This is a genomic window from Paeniglutamicibacter kerguelensis, assembly GCF_017876535.1.
GTDB classification, from domain to species: domain Bacteria; phylum Actinomycetota; class Actinomycetes; order Actinomycetales; family Micrococcaceae; genus Paeniglutamicibacter; species Paeniglutamicibacter kerguelensis.
This window is the reverse complement of record NZ_JAGIOF010000001.1, coordinates 4,149,692-4,164,994: the sequence shown is the minus strand read 5'-3', so window position 1 is coordinate 4,164,994 and position 15,303 is coordinate 4,149,692. Positions and strand designations below refer to the sequence as shown.

The following is a 15,303-nucleotide window of genomic DNA, read 5'->3' as shown; positions in this document are numbered from 1 at the left end:
GTGCCCCCTAGAGCGCCGGGACGGTGGCCGCGGACCAGGCGCGGGCCACCTTGACTGCGTCCAGGTTGGAGGCGACGTCATGCACGCGCACGCCCCAGGCGCCGTTGGCCGCAGCCAGCGCGCTGGTGGCCGTGGTTGCGGCATCGCGTTCGGCCGGGGCGGCCGCCTTGCCGTCGACCGTCAGCAGCGAGCCGAGGAAATGCTTGCGGCTGGTGCCCACCAGGACGCGGTGGCCCAGGGCGCCGAAGCGGTCAAGGGAGCGCAGCAGTTCCCAGTTGTGTTCCGCGTCCTTGGCGAAGCCGAGTCCCGGATCCAGGATCAGCTGTTCGGGCCTGACGCCGGCGGCGGTGAACGTCTCGCGCAGGGCAAGCAGTTCCTCGATGACCTCGGCGACGACGTCGGCGTAGTTTGCCTCGGTGGTCATCGTGGCGGCATCCCCACGGCGGTGCATGAGCACGTAGGGGGCGCCGGTCTCGGCGATCAATGCGGGCATGTCGGCCTCGTGGGTCAGGCCCGAGACGTCGTTGATGATGTGCGCGCCGGCGGCAAGCGCTGCGCGGGCGGTGGAGGTGTGCATGGTGTCGACCGAGATGATCGCACCGGCCTTGGCCAGCGCCGCGATCACCGGGATGATGCGGGCCTGCTCGGTGGCGGGAGACACCGGCTCGGCGCCGGGGCGGGTTGATTCGCCCCCGATGTCGATGATGTCCGCCCCGCCGTAGTACATGCGCAGGCCGTGGGCAATCGCGTCGTCGACCTTGGTGTACCTGCCGCCGTCGGAGAACGAGTCCTCGGTGATGTTCAGGATTCCCATGACCAGGGTGCGGTCCGTGGGCAGGTCCGCCAGGGTGCGGGCGGTGGTTTTGCGGATGACGGGCAACGGGCTGGTGGCCGGGCCGGTTCCGGGGATCGCTCCAAGTGACAAGGTGACTCCTACTTTCCGAGGATGAGGCTCATGGCTTCCGCGCGGGTCGCCGACTCTCGTAGCTGGCCGCGCACGGCGCTGGTGACGGTTTTGGCGCCGGGCTTGCGGACCCCGCGCATGGACATGCACATGTGTTCGCATTCGACGACGACGATCGCGCCGCGCGGCTCGAGGTGTTCCATCAGGGCGTCGACGATTTGGGTGGTCAGGCGTTCCTGGACCTGTGGGCGCCGGGCAAAGACCTCTACGAGCCGGGCGAGCTTGCTCAGCCCGGTGACCTTGCCCTCCGGGCCCGGGATGTAGCCGATGTGCGCGCTTCCGTGGAACGGGACCAGGTGGTGCTCGCAGGTCGAGTAGAAGGGAATGTCCTTCACCAACACCAGTTCATCGTGTTCGATGTCAAAGGTGGTTCCCAGGTGGTCCGCGGGGTCCTCGTGGAGGCCCGAGAAGAACTCGGAGTAGGCCTTGGCCACCCGCTTGGGGGTGTCCTTCAGCCCGTCGCGATCCGGGTCCTCGCCGATGGCGTGCAGGATTTCCCGCACTGCCTTTTCGATGCGCACCAAATCTACGGCGCCGGGATTCCCGACGTTGGCTTCTTCTAACTGATCGATCTCGTTCACCTTCCCGATGATAGCCGAGTGCGGTTCGGGAGCTATTCGCCGGCCTTCTCGATGACGACGGCGTCCTGCTGCTGTCCGGCGATTTCCTTGGGGCTGAGCACCGGTCCCTCGCTGTGCACCGGACGGGTGTCCTTGCTCAGCCAGACCTCGCGCTCGGGGCGCTTGACCAGGTCGTGGAAGATCTCCTCGATCTCCTTCTGGTTCAGCGTTTCGTGCTCCAGCAGGGCCAGGGCCAGGCGGTCGAGCACGTGGCGGTTTTCGGTCAGTGCGGCGTAGGCCTCGTCATGGGCGGTGTCGATCAGCGATCGCACTTCCTCGTCGACCACGTTGGCCATGGCGTCGGAGTAGTCGCGGCTGGCGGCCTGGCCGTACATGGCGTCCCCGGAGGAGGAGCCCAGCTTCACGGCGCCGACGCGCTCGGACATGCCGTAGTCGGTGACCATCTTGCGGGCCGTCGCGGTGGCCTTCTCGATGTCGTTGGAGGCGCCCGTGGACGGGTCGTGGAAGACGATCTCCTCGGCGACGCGGCCGCCCATGGCGTAGGCCATCTGGTCGAGCAGCTCGTTGCGGGTCACCGAGTACTTGTCGTCGTCCGGAACCACCATGGTGTAACCCAGGGCGCGGCCGCGCGGCAGGATGGTGACCTTGGTGACCGGTGCGGTCTGGCGCATGGCCGCCGCGACCAGGGCGTGGCCGCCCTCGTGGTACGCGGTGATCTTGCGTTCGTGTTCCTTCATCAGGCGGCTGCGCTTCTGCGGGCCGGCCATGACGCGGTCGATGGCCTCGTCCAGGGCGCGGTCGTCGATGAGCTGGGCGTTGGAGCGCGCGGTGAGCAGCGCGGCCTCGTTGAGCACGTTGGCCAGGTCGGCGCCGGTGTAACCTGGCGTCTTCTTCGCCACGGCCTTCAGGTCGACGTTGGTGGCCATCGGCTTGCCCTGGGCGTGGACCTTGAGGATCTGCTCGCGGCCGATCATGTCTGGTGCCTCGACGGGGATCTGGCGGTCGAAGCGGCCCGGGCGCAGCAGTGCCGGGTCAAGGACGTCCGGGCGGTTGGTCGCCGCGATCAGGATCACGTTGGTGGTGGCGTCAAAGCCGTCCATCTCGACGAGCAGCTGGTTGAGCGTCTGTTCGCGCTCGTCGTTGCCGCCGCCGATGCCGGCGCCGCGGTGGCGTCCCACGGCGTCGATCTCATCGACGAAGATGATCGCCGGGGAGTTCGTCTTGGCCTGTTCAAACAGGTCGCGGACGCGCGAGGCGCCAACGCCGACGAACATTTCGACAAAGTCGGAGCCGGAGATGGAGTAGAACGGGACGCCGGCCTCGCCGGCAACGGCCTTGGCCAGCAGCGTCTTGCCGGTGCCCGGAGGGCCGTAGAGCAGTACACCCTTGGGGATCTTCGCGCCGACGGCCTGGAACTTGCCGGGTTCGCGGAGGAATTCCTTGATTTCGTGGAGTTCTTCCACCGCCTCGTCGGCACCCGCGACGTCGACGAAGGTCACCTGGGGCATGTCCTTGGTGATCAGCTTGGCACGGGACTTGCCGAACTGCATGACCTTGGAGCCGCCGCCCTGGGACCGGGCCAGGATGAACCAGAAGAGACCGGCAATCAGGATGAAGGGGATGAGCACCCCGAGCATGGAGAGGAACCAGTTGTTCTGCACGGGCTGGTCGGTGTAACCGGTGAGGTTCGCATTGTCGACGGCGTCAACGACCTGGGTTCCGCGCGGGAAGGAGTAGTAGAACGAGACGTTTTTGCCCTTGTCGACTCCGGCGACGTTCAGGGGTTCCTTCAGCGTCAGATCCACGCGCTGTTCGCCGTCGAAAATCTTCGCTTCGGAGACCTTGTCGTCCTTGAGCAGCTGCATGCCAACGCTCGTGTCAATGCGGCCGTTGTTTCCGCCCAAAAGCGTCGGAAGGAAAATAAGCAGCACAGCGGCACCCAGAAGCACCCATACGATCCAGCTATTAAAGATCTTTTTCGCGTTCATTGATTGGGGGTCCCGCCCCATCCCTCCTGCTTTCGGACGCATGTTCGCCCGGGCGCCCGGGCGACGCCACTACCTTCTACACGTTAATAAGTAAACGCCTTATTGGGATTCTACGGTTGGGCCGCGGGATAAGTTCCCCTTTGGGCGTAAGAAGACCCCTGGCCGCTCCCGCACGGGCGGGAACGGCCAGGGGCCTTACATATTCAGGAATTCGAGCAGAACCGGACTTTACTCGTAAACGTGCGGAGCCAGGGTGCCGATGAAGTCCAGGTTGCGGTACTTCTCATCGAAGTCCAGGCCGTAGCCGACGACGAATTCGTTCGGGATTTCCATGCCGACGTACTTCACGTCGATCTCGACCTTTGCAGCCTCGGGCTTGCGCAGCAGGGTGCAGATCTCGACCGAGGCCGGGCCGCGGGACTCGAGGTTCGCCTGCAGCCAGGACAGGGTCAGGCCGGAGTCGATGATGTCTTCAACGATCAGCACGTGCTTGCCGAGCAGGTCGGTGTCCAGGTCCTTGAGGATGCGGACGACGCCGGAGGACTGGGTGCCCGAGCCGTAGGAGGAAACTGCCATCCAGTCCATGGTGACGTGCGAGTGCAGTGCACGGACGAGGTCGGCCATGACCATGACCGCCCCCTTGAGGACGCCTACAACCAGGATGTCCCGGCCTTCGTAGTCGGCGTCGATCTGGGCTGCAAGCTCCTGGATCTTGGCCTGGATTTCTTCCTTGGTGTAAAGGACATGCGCGAGATCGGCGCTGACGTCTTTCGAATCCACGAGGGCTCCTGGTTCTGGGGTCGGGAATAGACCGGTCGAAGGGTTTTCTACTCAAGAACTAGAGTGCCACAGTCAACGGGCCGGTGGGGAGCGCCGTTGGCGTTCTTGCCGCGACTTGGCGGTAGTAGGCGTTCCAATGTGAGGCAATTCTCACCGCCTAGCCGGGGGCGGGTGCCGCCCGGGTGAACTTCAGCGTGGACCGCGACCCCGTCCCGGCGCGGTTCGCCGCAACCCGGACGGCCTGCGCGTGCCCGTCCAGCTGCACCGGTCCCGGGGACTTCGAATTGAAGACCAGGGCCTGCAATGCGGCGACCCGCTCGAAATCCGGGGCCGGTGCGCCGAGCTCCTGGACGGCCAGGCGCAGCACCCGTGAGCGCAGGGCGTCGGGCAGTTCCCGCAGCGCGGGCAGGTCCAGTGCGATGGCGCCGGGGCCTGAGATGTTCCGCACCGCCTCGAGTTCCTTCCCGGCCAGGAAATCCAGGTATTCGGCGTCCTGCCGGGCCAGGGTTGCCGTGCGGGCCAGGGATTCCGGGATACGTGCGCCAAGCACCTCCCGCAGGACCGGCATCAGCCGGTGGCGGACCTGGTTGCGCAGGTATTTCGGGTCGGCATTTGTCGGGTCCACCCAAAAGGCAAGGGACTCGTGTGCGCAGATTTCCTCCATGGCCGACCGGCCCATTCCCAGCAGGGGGCGCAGGTACGGACCGCGGACCGCGGGCATTCCGGCCAGCGACAGCGTCCCGGAACCGCGGCCCAGGCCGAGCAGCACCTGTTCGGCCTGGTCGTCGAGGGTGTGCCCCAGCAGGATCCGGGTGGCTCCGGTGGATTCCAGCGCCTGCCCGTAGGCCGCATAGCGGGCCGCCCGTGCCGCCTGTTCGTTGTCGCCCGCCACGTCGACCGGCAACACCAACACCGGGTCAAGGCCGAGGTCCCGGCATTGCCCCGCCGCCCGGGCCGCCACGGCATCGCTGCCGTCCTGCATGCGGTGGTCGACGATGACGGCCCCGACGCGCAAGTGGCCCTTGCGGTTCAGGAAGGCCGCGGCCGCGGCCAGGGCCAGCGAATCGGCGCCGCCGCTGCAGGCCACCAAGACGAATTCCCCGGGCGTGGTGGCGCTGCGGATGACGGTGCGGGCCGCTGCCAGGGCACGGGGAAGGTTCCCTCCCATTGCCGCCCTTAGGCGTCGCCGGCGGCGCTGATCCGTGCCGCCCATTGTTCGGGGTTGTGGAGCTCGGCTTCGGTGGGAAGGTTTTCCGCACGTTCCCAGACCTTGTTGAAGGTTTCCATGCCGAGCAGGGCGACGGCCTTGGACACGAATCGCTGACCGTCGGCGTATTGGCGCATCTTGGCGTCCATGCCCAGCAATTTGCGGATCCACTTCTCGACGGCGCCCCGATCCTTGCCGCGCCCGCCGAAGCGTTGGCGGATGGTTTTGACGGTCGGGACGATGCTTGGATCCACGGCGTCCATCACCACGTTTGCGTGTCCCTCAAGAAGCGACATCACGGCCGTGACGTGTGACAGGATTTCCTTTTGTTCGCTGTTCTGCAGGGCGGAGAGCAGTCCGAGGGAGGACTCGCCTTCCCGGGGCTCGGCCTCCTGGACGGCGGTTTTCGGGGTGCCGCCGACCAGGGATCCCGCCGCCGCCTTGATCCGTTCGCCCAGTGCATCGGGTTCGGCCAGCAGCGATTCGAGCAGCTGGGAAATCTTCCCGCGCAGGTGTTCGCGCAGCCAGGGCGCTGCGGCGAACTGCACCCGGTGGGTTTGTTCGTGCAGGGCCACCCAAAGGCGGAAGTCGTCAGGGTCGACCTTCAGCTCGCGTTCGACGGAAACGATGTTCGGGGCCACCAAGACCAGCCTGCCGCCCGGCGGAACGTCCCGGCGCAGCATTCCCGCAAAGGGGTCGTACTGGCCAAGCACCTTCGAGGAGAGGAATGCCAGGATGGCGCCCATTTCCACGCCAGTGGCCGTGGAAGAAAGGATTTGGGTGGTTTCGCCGATCTTTGCACCGCGGCTCTGCGCAAGCGAACGCATGGCCGGATCCAGCAGCGCCTCAAAGCTTTGCACGTTTGCACGGGCCCACCCCGGGCGGTCCACGATCAACACATGGGAGTCGCGCAGGTCCCGGGCTGCGTCGAGCCCCGTGATCCGGTGGACGTGGTCTACCGCGGCATCGGCCTTGAGGCGCAGGTCCGCAACAACCTCGGCGATTTGCGCGCCGCTGAGCTTTGGCCCGGCCCCAACCAGCGTTGCCGCGGTGTTGGCCGCGAGCTCCCAATTGATCAGCCGGAAGTCGGTGGTATCCATGTCTCCCATCCCATCACGATTAGCCGCGGACGGGGCGGATTGCGCGTCAAGCAAAATATGCAATGCGCGCAAGGGGTTCGGCTCAGCGGCAGCCGCATCCCGTCAGGTACGTGGCGGCGGCATCAAGGGTGTCCTTGTGCGGAGCCAGTTCGCCGTTGTGCGAGTGGACCATGATGGAGAAGCCAAGCGCCCGGCCGTCCTTGGTGAGCGTGATTCCGCTGAGGCTTGAAACATCGACCAGCGAACCGGTCTTGGCACGGACGATGCCGCGCGTGCTTGCTGTGTTCAGCCTGGTGCCCAGCGTCCCCGTCGCGCCCGCGACCGGCAATTGGTAGCTGAGGTCGCGCAGCGCCACGTGGTTGGAGGTCGCGGCGAATTTCAGGGCGTCGGCCAGGGTCAGCGGGGAGACCCTGTTGCCGTCTGCCAGCCCCGAGGTGTCGACAAGTCCCAGGGATTCGGAACGGATGCCGAGCTCGGCAATCTTTTCCTGCACCGCTTTCGCCCCGTGCTGGTAGTCCCCGGGGTTTCCCTTGGCGATGGCAGTGAGACGGCCCAGCGTTTCGGCAACGTAGTTGTCGGACACCTCGAGCATGAACCGCACCTGTTCGCCCAGCGGTGCGGAGGAGACGCTTGCCAATTCGGTGGCGCCTGCCCCGGCCTGGCCGCGTGAGATGTCCGTGGAAAGCCGTGGGGCCTTGGCGCCGGCACCCAGTGCGGTGCGCAGCGATTTCGCGAAGGAGGTTGCTGCTGCCATCGCCGGGTCCTTGACCCGCGGCGACTTGGGGCCGGAGTCGGCTCGGGCCCCATACAGCGCCAGGGGTGCGACGATGGCAATGTTGTTGGTTGTCACCAGGGACTCGTCCCATGCCGGGTTCAACCCCGGGCCGGTGAAAAGCGAATCGTCGACTTCAAGGGCCAGGTCCGGCCCCAGCTGTCCGGCGGCCTGCGCCTTGAGGATTTCCTTGGCGGCCCTGGCGGCAAGGGTTTCCAGTCCGGCGCGGCCGCTGACCGCAGTCGAATCCTTTCCGGAACCCAGCAGGACGTCGCCGCCGCCGACCAACACCAGGGTTTGCGGGTCCTTCAGCAGCACCTTGGTGGTGAAACGGTGGTCCTCGCCCAGCACGTCGGTTGCCGCGATGGCGGTGAGCACCTTAAGGCTCGAGGCCGGGATGCCCGCCTGCGAACCGGATCGTGAATAGATCTCCCGGCCGGTTGCGATGTCGACGACGCTGGCCGAAACCTTGCTGTCCGGTTCGATCGAGGAGAGAATCCCGTCGAGCCCGGCCCCCAGCACGCCGGCTTCCGGTTCCGGGGCCTCGGGGTCCAGCGGGGGCAGCGCCGTGGGGGTGGCCGGGGAAACCACCTGCGGGGCTGGCTGCGGTTCGACGGGCTTGGGGGCGGCCGTGCCTGCCATGACGGGGATCAGCATCAGTGCCACCATCCCGAGGGCAACACCAATTGCCAGCACCAGTGACCAGGTGCCCCACAGCGGGCGTGCGCGCTTCATTACAAAATCCCCGAAATCGTCGTAGTCAGTGTGCGCCATATACCCTTAAGCGCAGCACCCATAAGACTAGACGGCAATCGGATGCGCCCGCGTCCGCACGTGCCCCTGGTCACGAGAGTCGAGGAGACTTTTCATGAGCCACGACGTCACCATCGAGATCCCAGCCGGATCCCGCGTGAAGTACGAGATCGACCACGAGACCCACCGCCTGCGTCTGGATCGCGTGCTGTTCACCTCCATGCAGTACCCGACCCACTACGGTTTCTTCGATGACACCCTGGGCGAAGACGGCGATCCGTTGGACGCCCTGGTCTTCATCCCGGGCGTTGACCTGTTCCCCGGCGTTGTCGTCGAATCCCGCCCGATCGCCGTGTTCAACATGACCGACGACGGCGGCGGAGACGCCAAGCTCGTGTGCGTTCCTGCGGACAAGCGCTTCGACCACATCCAGGAGTTCGAGGACCTCGACGAGTGGCTCGTCAAGGAAATCGAGCACTTCTTCCTGCGCTACAAGGACCTGGAGCCGGGCAAGTGGGTCAAGGCCGAGGGCTGGGAAGGCCGCGCCGAGGCGGAAGCCGAGCTTGAGCGTTCGATCGAGCGTTTCAAGGCCCAGGCCTAAGGATTTTCCGGCAGCCTGCTGCCATTGGACGGGGTTGGTTTCCGCTCGCACTTGCGAGCGGAAACCAACCCCGTTTTGCCTTTCAGCCGAAGCCCAGCAACGGATCTTGCGGTGAATCCGCGCTAGGCCACGGCCTTCCATGCGTCGACCAGCAACGGCAGTGCCACCTCGAGCTCGGAGCGATCCAGCGCGTAGGGCACACGCAGCCAGCGGTCCAGCCCGTGGTCGTCGACGGCGAAGACCGAGCCCGGGGTCAAGACCAACCCGGATTTCTTGGCCTGTGCCGCAAGTGCCATGGAGCGCGGGGCCGGCAGGTTGCACCACAGCGACATGCCGCCGGCCGGTTTCCGGATTTTCCATTCGGGCAACGCTTCGACAAGGCCGGCGTGCAGCCAGTCGCGGTTTTCGCGCAGCCTGGTGCGCGTCGCTTCGTCGACGCCGGCCCGTTCGGTGATGAGCAGGCTAAGCACGATCTGTTCAAGGACCGGCGCACCGAGGTCCATGGTTGCCCGGCCCTGGTGGATGGCGCCAACCAAGGCGTGCGGCGCCCTGATCCAGCCCAGCCGCAACCCTCCCCAATAGGTCTTGCTGGCGCTTCCCACGGTGATGAGGTTGTTCGAGTACGCGGCCATCGGCGCCACGCTGGGCCTGGAATCCAGCCACAGTTCGGCGTTTGTTTCATCGACGATGCCGTGCACCCCATGCCGGTCAAGGGCCCCGGCCCAACGTTCCCTGCCCTCGTCGCCAAGAAGCGAGCCCGTGGGGTTGTGGAAGTCGGGCAGGCACAGCATGGCGCTGAATCCGCCGCGCGCCAATGCCGTCTCTATGCCCGGAACGTCGCTTCCCTCCGGCCCGATGGGTAGCGCCGTCAGCCGGGCGCCGTGCTGGCGCAGCGAGGAAACCGAATTGGGGTAGCTGGGGCTTTCGGCAAGCACCCTTGCCCCGGGCCCAAGGATGGAACGGGCAATGCTTGCCACACCCGAGAGCGCCCCTGCCGTGACGATGATTTGCTCGGGGCTCGTGGGCAGTCCACGGCGGACGTAGTCCGCGGCGATTACCTCGCGCAGCACCGGCAGCCCCAGCGGGTAGTAACCCATGCCGCCGATGTAGCCAGGAAGCTGGTCGAGGGCGCGTTCGTAGAATCCGGCAAGACCCACGGGAGCGGTCGGGGCCCCACATGTCAGGTCGATGCCGCCCGGGGCAACCAATTCCGGTGAACCTGCGGTCAACGGTTCTGACCCTCCCCCGACGTTGCCGCCGGGGATCCTGATCTGCGTTCCGGATCCCTGGCGAGCCTCGGCAAAACCGCGTTCGCGCAGTTCCTGGTAGGCGCGGGTGACGGTGGTGCGGCTCAATCCAAGGGCGCCGACCAGTTCGCGCTCGCTGGGCAGCATGGTTCCGTGCAGCACCCGCCCGTTGGTGACAAGTTGGCGGATTCCCTCGGAAAGCCAGGAGTAGGCGGGTTGTTCGCCGTGCCGTTCCCCGAGCATGCTGCTGAGGCGGCGCGCCGGCAATTGGCGCTGGGTCATACTCATGGGTCCAGTTTCCACCAATTGGCACTTTTTTCCAATGCCATTTTCGGGGAAGCTTGATGCATGACAAAGCGCAACACCCCCGAACTCGCCCGCCTCACCCCGCTGGAACAACTCCGCGCCGGCCGCATGCCCTACAGGCTTGTACAACTTTTCATCGGACTCACGCTCTTCGGCGTCGCGATGGCCGGGTTTGTCCGATCGGGCTTGGGTCTGGCCCCGTGGGATGTGCTCCACTACGGCGTCACGCTGCACACCGGGCTGAGTCTGGGAACCGTCGTGATCATCTTTGGCTTCATCGTGCTGTTGCTCTGGATACCCTTGCGCCAGATGCCCGGTCTCGGGACCATCGCCAACGTGCTGTGGCTCGGAATCGCCGCAGATTTCGCCTTGGCAGTCATTCCGCAGGCCGAGGGGCTTCCGGCCCAGATCGCCCTTTTCGCCGGAGCACTGCTGGTCAACGGACTGGGCGGCGGGCTCTACATCGGCAGCCAATTGGGCCCGGGCCCGCGTGACGGATTGATGACCGGACTACATGCCCGAACCGGCATAAGCCTGCGCTTGGCCCGCACCGGTGTCGAAGTCCTTGTCCTGGTGGTCGGCTGGTTCCTGGGTGGAATCGTGGGCTTCGGGACCATCCTTTATGCCCTGGCAATCGGTCCGGTGACCCAGTTCTTCCTTCGCTACTGCATCGTCGGGCTTTCGCAGAAGGCCCCGGTCGACCCTGTGCCGGCTGATGCCCCACTGGAATAGCCGACTCCGACTCCGACTCCGAGCCGCGCCCAACCTCCGGGTCGGGCGCGGCTCGGAAGTGCGTCCCCAAAGCCCTGCATAATTGGGTGTGTGTACGTAGTGACCTTAAAACAACGTGATCGCCGCGAAAACGGGGACCTCGGCGACGAATTGCTCCAGGCCTTGTCCGACATTCCGGCGCCCACCCCCTTCCAGCGTTCGGGACCAACGCTCATCCTGGGCTCGCCCGAAACCGCGGAAGATGCCGTGAGCGCGGTGCTTCACGCCTTGCGCCAACGCCACTGGGTGGTGGGGCTGGGGGTGGGAAGTCTCTATGAACCCGTTCCCCGCGATGCGCAATACCTTCAGGGATCCGCGCTCGGCTATGCGCAAACGGCAGTTGACCGTGCCGAACACACCGGCGACCGCGTTCCGCTGAGCGTCGTCGGCCCGGACATGCAGCTGGCCGGAGAGACCGAGGCGGTATTGCGCCTGCTGGGCCAAATCGTTGCCACACGAAGCATCGCCGAGTGGGCGGTGCTGGACCTGCTGACCCCCGGGGTGCGCGGCCAGCAAAAGCACGTTGCAACGGAACTCGGCATCAGCGCACAGGCCGTTTCCAAGGCAGTGGTGCGCTCGGCCTGGGTCGAAGAGTGGGCGGCGCGGCCCGCCGCGGCACGACTCTTGAAATGGATCGATGCCCCCGGAGCCGTTCCTGGGATCTAGCCAGGCTCCCGGTGGCGGCGTCATCCCCGTTCCCCGTTGTTGACCTGTGATTTTCGGACGTAGGATCGTCATACCGAAATCAAGAAAGATCAGGGGGCCGAAAGATTCTCGCCCTCCCGGACATTGCATCAGGAGCGCACAATGGTCCCCGACATCACTTGGCTTGCAGTGGTTGCCGCCACCATTTCCACCATGGTGGTTGGCTCGATCTGGTACACCCCGAAGGTCTTTGGGAATTACTGGATGCGCGTGGCCAAGGTTTCCCCCGGAGCCATGAAGAATGCGGTGGTCCCCATCCTGATCACCCTGGTGGTGAGCTTCATCAGCGCCTGGGTCCTGGCCGGGGCAACCTACTTGTCGTTCCAGTTCTACGGCGGATCGTTCCTCGCCAACGCGCTGCTGACCGCCCTGATCCTCTGGGGCGGCTTCACCGCCGCGCGATTCATCACCCACGATGCCTTTGAGGGGCGCCCCGTCGGCCTGACGGTCCTGAACTGCGTTCATGAACTTGTGACGTTCATGGTCATGGCACTGATCATCGGGCTCTTCGGCGTCTAGCCGCCGGACATCACCGGGCAGCGGGGGCCCGCTACTTGGCCGGGCTCTGGCCCGGCAACGGATCCTGAACGAATTCAAGCCACCCGATCGTGTATTTTCCGCCACGCTCGAAAACGTCGAAGGGCTTGCCCTCGGGATGGCTCGGGGTGCTCAGCACCAGCTGCGACCATCCACCAAGGGTGGAATCCTCGACGGGCTTCACGGTGTATCCGGCGTCCACGCCGAGGTCGCCCAGCTCGTCGGCCAAGCGCCCGAATTGCAACCCGACGGTATCGGTGCCGCCGATGGTGGTGACACGGCAAACCTCGATCTGGTTGCCGGCCAGCGTCGATTCAATCAGGTGGTCCATGGCCGCGGCGGCGCTTGCCTCCCCCGTGTTGCAGACGGCGTCCGGGGATGCGCAACCGGTCAGCAATGCCCCGGCGCTAAGCAGGGACAGGGCAAAGACTCCGGCGCGTTTCATGGGTTTAAGCATAGCCAGAGAAATGTGTTCCCCGTTTCGGCTGGTCAACAGGCACTACTTCCGGCTGCCGGAACGGCGGCCCAATAAGCTTTCGAATGGATTAAATATCGATCCGGACTCGTGGCCCGGTCGGGCCGCCCGGCACCAGACATGCGCATGGTGCCGGGCGGCCGCTGCCGGCTACGACTCGGTGTTTTCCAGAAGGCCCCAGAGGACCGCGGCCAGACCGTCCTGGTCCACGCCTTCGGTGACTTCATCGGCCGATTCCTTGACCTCGTCGGGGGCCTGGCCCATGGCCACCCCGCGGCCGGCCCAGGTGAGCATCTCGATGTCGTTGCGGCCGTCGCCCACGGCGATGGTGGCGTCGATCTCGTGGCCGAGCTTCGCGCGAAGGTCCTCGAGCCCGCTGGCCTTGGTGACGCCCTCGGCGGCGATGTCCAGCCAAGCGGTCCAGCCCACCGAATAGGTGACGCCGGCAAGCCCCATCACGCTGACCGCAGCGCCGAATTCCTCGGCCGTGGCGTCCGTCGAGAAGACCACAAGGCGCACCGCGGTTGCCTCGAGCATCTCGCCAAGGGTCACCGGGTTTGCCACGACGCCGAAGCTTGCATCCTGGAAGCGTTCCGTGGAGAGGAACCTGCCCTGGTCATCCTCCAGCGCATACTTGGCGGTGGGCAGGGCTTCGCGCAGGGCGTGCAGTGCGGGGGCGGGGTCGAAGGTCTTGCGTTCAACGACCTCGTAGCCCTCGTCCAGGCTTGCATCAAGGCGCACGGTCACGCCGCCGTTGCAGCACACCGCAAAGCCGTTCTCGATGCCGAGCATGCGGATCACCGGCAGGGTCGCGCCGAGGGAACGCCCGGTCGAAATGACCACCTCGTGTCCGGCCGCTACGATGGCGCGGGCCGAATCCTTCACGGCCCTGCTCATGGCCCCGTCGTGGTTCACCAGAGTGCCGTCCACGTCAAGGCAGATCATGTACTTTTGGGTTGCTTCTGACCGGTCTTCGATGCCGGTCCTTGTCATCACTGTCATTTATCCAGTGAAGCATCAAAAGCGAATTTTCGTCATGAGCTGGCGCACATCGAGGATTAAATCCGGATGAAACCGCGGTTAAATGCGCGGGGCGCCGCAATCCCCCTACTGCGCTTTCGGAACCGTCCCTGCGGGGGACGTGCAGCCGAAGGCGTGAACGAGGGTGCGGCGCCCGGCGGGCACCAAGCCTGTGGCGGTTGGCCTTAGATGAGCTGCATGACTTCCATGCCGCCCAGGTACGGACGTAGGGCAACGGGCACGTTGACGGTGCCGTCGGCGTTCTGGTGGTGTTCCAGGATGGCGACGATCCAGCGCGTGGTGGCAAGCGTGCCGTTCAGCGTTGCCACCGAACGGGTCTTGCCCGGCTTGCCGTCGGCACCGATTTCACGTTCGCGGATGTTCAGGCGGCGAGCCTGGAAGGTGGTGCAGTTGGAGGTGGAGGTCAGTTCGCGGTACGCGTCCTGGGTCGGGACCCAGGCTTCGCAGTCGAACTTGCGCGCCGCGCTCATGCCCAGGTCTCCGGCCGCGGTGTCGATGACGCGGTAGGGCAGCTCGACCTTGGCCAGCATTTCCTCTTCCCAGGCCAGCAGCTTGGCGTGCTCGGCGGCCGCGTCCTCGGGGGAGCAGTAGACGAACATTTCCAGCTTGTTGAACTGGTGCACGCGGATGATGCCGCGGGTGTCCTTGCCCGCGGAACCGGCCTCGCGGCGGTAGCAGGTGGACCAGCCGGCGTAGCGGGTGGGTCCGTCGCTCAGGTCAAGGATTTCGTTGGCGTGGTAACCGGCCAGGGCCACCTCGGAGGTTCCGACAAGGTACATGTCGTCGCGCTCGAGCTTGTAGATCTCGTCATCGTGCTCGACATCGAAGCCGGTGCCCTGCATGATCTCCGGGCGAACCAGGGTGGGGGTGATCATCGGGATGAACCCGTTTTGCACCGCCTGGTCCAGGGCCATGTTCATGAGCGCGATTTCAAGGCGTGCGCCGATTCCCTTGAGGAAGTAGAAGCGCGAGCCCGAAACCTTGGCGCCGCGTTCCATGTCGATGGCGCCGAGCAGTTCGCCCAGCTCGAGGTGGTCGCGGGGTTCGAAGCCGTCGGCGGAGAAGTCGCGCGGGGTGCCCACGTGCTTGACGACCGTGAAGTCGTCCTCGCCGCCGGCCGGCACGCCGTCCTGGATGAGGTTGGGGATTGAACGCTGCAGGGCGGTGTAGGCGGCTGCCGCTTCGTCGGAGGCGGCCTGGGCCGCCTTGACGTTCTGGGACAGTTCCTTGACCTCGGCGAGCAGGGCCTGCTTTTCCTCGCCCTTGGCCGCACCGACCTTCTTGCTGAAGGCATTCTGTTGGGCTCGGAGCGCCTCAAAGGATGCAATCGACTCGCGGCGCCGGATGTCGGCGTCCAAAATCGCATCAATCAGGGACTCATCCGCCCCACGGGCGCGCTGCGAGGCACGGAAGGTATCTGGATTTTCACTGAGTAGTTTTACGTCGATCACGACCTAAGCCTAGCAATCCCGGTT

At 65.6% G+C, this 15,303-nt stretch carries 15 protein-coding genes; 4 read left to right on the top strand and 11 right to left on the bottom strand.

Translation table 11 applies throughout. The annotated features are described in order from the left end of the window. Window positions 1–7: 7 nt before the first annotated feature. From folP to dacB, 7 genes are all read right to left on the bottom strand, one after another. Entirely contained in the window at window positions 8–925 is a 918-nt protein-coding gene (gene folP / locus JOF47_RS18930; RefSeq protein ID WP_210001246.1) for a dihydropteroate synthase, read from the bottom strand. An 8-nt stretch (window positions 926–933) separates the two neighbouring features. Continuing rightward, the gene (gene folE / locus JOF47_RS18925; RefSeq protein WP_210001243.1) at window positions 934–1,545 is read right to left on the bottom strand and encodes a GTP cyclohydrolase I FolE; all 612 of its coding nucleotides are present in this window, start codon (window positions 1,543–1,545) and stop codon (window positions 934–936) included. Window positions 1,546–1,577: 32 nt separating this feature from the next. Beyond that, a complete protein-coding gene (ftsH, locus tag JOF47_RS18920) occupies window positions 1,578–3,533 on the bottom strand; it encodes an ATP-dependent zinc metalloprotease FtsH (RefSeq protein ID WP_210001241.1) in 1,956 nt (651 codons plus the stop codon). A gap of 228 nt (window positions 3,534–3,761) precedes the next feature. After that, window positions 3,762–4,313 (bottom strand): hypoxanthine phosphoribosyltransferase, encoded by a 552-nt coding sequence (gene hpt / locus JOF47_RS18915; RefSeq protein WP_210001239.1) that lies wholly within the window; start codon window positions 4,311–4,313, stop codon window positions 3,762–3,764. Window positions 4,314–4,470: 157 nt separating this feature from the next. Continuing rightward, the gene (gene tilS / locus JOF47_RS18910) at window positions 4,471–5,481 is read right to left on the bottom strand and encodes a tRNA lysidine(34) synthetase TilS (protein ID WP_210001237.1); all 1,011 of its coding nucleotides are present in this window, start codon (window positions 5,479–5,481) and stop codon (window positions 4,471–4,473) included. Window positions 5,482–5,489: 8 nt separating this feature from the next. Continuing rightward, window positions 5,490–6,620 carry a zinc-dependent metalloprotease gene (locus tag JOF47_RS18905; protein ID WP_210001234.1) on the bottom strand — a complete coding sequence of 377 codons (1,131 nt, stop codon included), beginning with the start codon at window positions 6,618–6,620 and terminating at the stop codon, window positions 5,490–5,492. Window positions 6,621–6,702: 82 nt separating this feature from the next. Further along, the gene (dacB, locus tag JOF47_RS18900; RefSeq protein WP_210001232.1) at window positions 6,703–8,127 is read right to left on the bottom strand and encodes a D-alanyl-D-alanine carboxypeptidase/D-alanyl-D-alanine endopeptidase; all 1,425 of its coding nucleotides are present in this window, start codon (window positions 8,125–8,127) and stop codon (window positions 6,703–6,705) included. A gap of 133 nt (window positions 8,128–8,260) precedes the next feature. Here dacB and JOF47_RS18895 point away from each other — a divergent pair, with 133 nt between their 5' ends. After that, window positions 8,261–8,746: an inorganic diphosphatase gene (locus JOF47_RS18895; RefSeq protein WP_210001230.1), complete on the top strand. Its 486-nt coding sequence runs from the start codon at window positions 8,261–8,263 to the stop codon at window positions 8,744–8,746. Window positions 8,747–8,868: 122 nt separating this feature from the next. On the opposite strand, the gene yczR is transcribed toward JOF47_RS18895, so the two are convergent. Continuing rightward, window positions 8,869–10,281: a MocR-like transcription factor YczR gene (gene yczR, locus JOF47_RS18890; RefSeq protein WP_210001228.1), complete on the bottom strand. Its 1,413-nt coding sequence runs from the start codon at window positions 10,279–10,281 to the stop codon at window positions 8,869–8,871. 60 nt (window positions 10,282–10,341) lie between these two features. On the opposite strand from yczR, the gene yczE reads away from it, so the two are divergent. The 3 genes from yczE to JOF47_RS18875 all read left to right on the top strand — a co-directional run bounded on the left by yczE (window position 10,342) and on the right by JOF47_RS18875 (window position 12,294). Then, window positions 10,342–11,031, top strand: coding sequence for a membrane protein YczE (gene yczE / locus JOF47_RS18885; RefSeq protein ID WP_210001226.1), 690 nt, complete (start codon window positions 10,342–10,344; stop codon window positions 11,029–11,031). Between the two features lie 90 nt (window positions 11,032–11,121). Next, window positions 11,122–11,736, top strand: a complete 615-nt coding sequence (locus JOF47_RS18880) for a hypothetical protein (protein ID WP_210001224.1) — start codon at window positions 11,122–11,124, stop codon at window positions 11,734–11,736. A gap of 141 nt (window positions 11,737–11,877) precedes the next feature. Next, a complete protein-coding gene (locus JOF47_RS18875; RefSeq protein WP_210001222.1) occupies window positions 11,878–12,294 on the top strand; it encodes a DUF1761 domain-containing protein in 417 nt (138 codons plus the stop codon). A 31-nt stretch (window positions 12,295–12,325) separates the two neighbouring features. Here the strand turns inward: JOF47_RS18875 and JOF47_RS18870 are convergent, their stop codons facing one another. The 3 genes from JOF47_RS18870 to serS form a co-directional block, all read right to left on the bottom strand. After that, on the bottom strand, window positions 12,326–12,757 hold the full coding sequence (locus JOF47_RS18870; protein ID WP_210001219.1) for a hypothetical protein: 432 nt from the start codon (window positions 12,755–12,757) through the stop codon (window positions 12,326–12,328). 180 nt (window positions 12,758–12,937) lie between these two features. Further along, window positions 12,938–13,789 (bottom strand): HAD family hydrolase, encoded by an 852-nt coding sequence (locus tag JOF47_RS18865; protein ID WP_210001218.1) that lies wholly within the window; start codon window positions 13,787–13,789, stop codon window positions 12,938–12,940. A gap of 203 nt (window positions 13,790–13,992) precedes the next feature. Then, window positions 13,993–15,279 (bottom strand): serine--tRNA ligase, encoded by a 1,287-nt coding sequence (gene serS, locus JOF47_RS18860; protein WP_210001216.1) that lies wholly within the window; start codon window positions 15,277–15,279, stop codon window positions 13,993–13,995. Between the last annotated feature and the right edge of the window lie 24 nt (window positions 15,280–15,303).

Excerpts from the sequence above, each read along its gene's own strand:
- ftsH (WP_210001241.1), bottom strand. The coding sequence starts at position 3,533 with ATGAACGCGAAAAAGATCTTTAATAGCTGGATCGTATGGGTGCTTCTG.
- tilS (WP_210001237.1), bottom strand. The coding sequence starts at position 5,481 with ATGGGAGGGAACCTTCCCCGTGCCCTGGCAGCGGCCCGCACCGTCATC.
- JOF47_RS18905 (WP_210001234.1), bottom strand. The coding sequence starts at position 6,620 with ATGGATACCACCGACTTCCGGCTGATCAATTGGGAGCTCGCGGCCAAC.
- dacB (WP_210001232.1), bottom strand. The coding sequence starts at position 8,127 with ATGAAGCGCGCACGCCCGCTGTGGGGCACCTGGTCACTGGTGCTGGCA.
- JOF47_RS18895 (WP_210001230.1), top strand. The coding sequence starts at position 8,261 with ATGAGCCACGACGTCACCATCGAGATCCCAGCCGGATCCCGCGTGAAG.
- yczR (WP_210001228.1), bottom strand. The coding sequence starts at position 10,281 with ATGAGTATGACCCAGCGCCAATTGCCGGCGCGCCGCCTCAGCAGCATG.
- yczE (WP_210001226.1), top strand. The coding sequence starts at position 10,342 with ATGACAAAGCGCAACACCCCCGAACTCGCCCGCCTCACCCCGCTGGAA.
- JOF47_RS18875 (WP_210001222.1), top strand. The coding sequence starts at position 11,878 with ATGGTCCCCGACATCACTTGGCTTGCAGTGGTTGCCGCCACCATTTCC.
- JOF47_RS18870 (WP_210001219.1), bottom strand. The coding sequence starts at position 12,757 with ATGAAACGCGCCGGAGTCTTTGCCCTGTCCCTGCTTAGCGCCGGGGCA.
- JOF47_RS18865 (WP_210001218.1), bottom strand. The coding sequence starts at position 13,789 with ATGACAGTGATGACAAGGACCGGCATCGAAGACCGGTCAGAAGCAACC.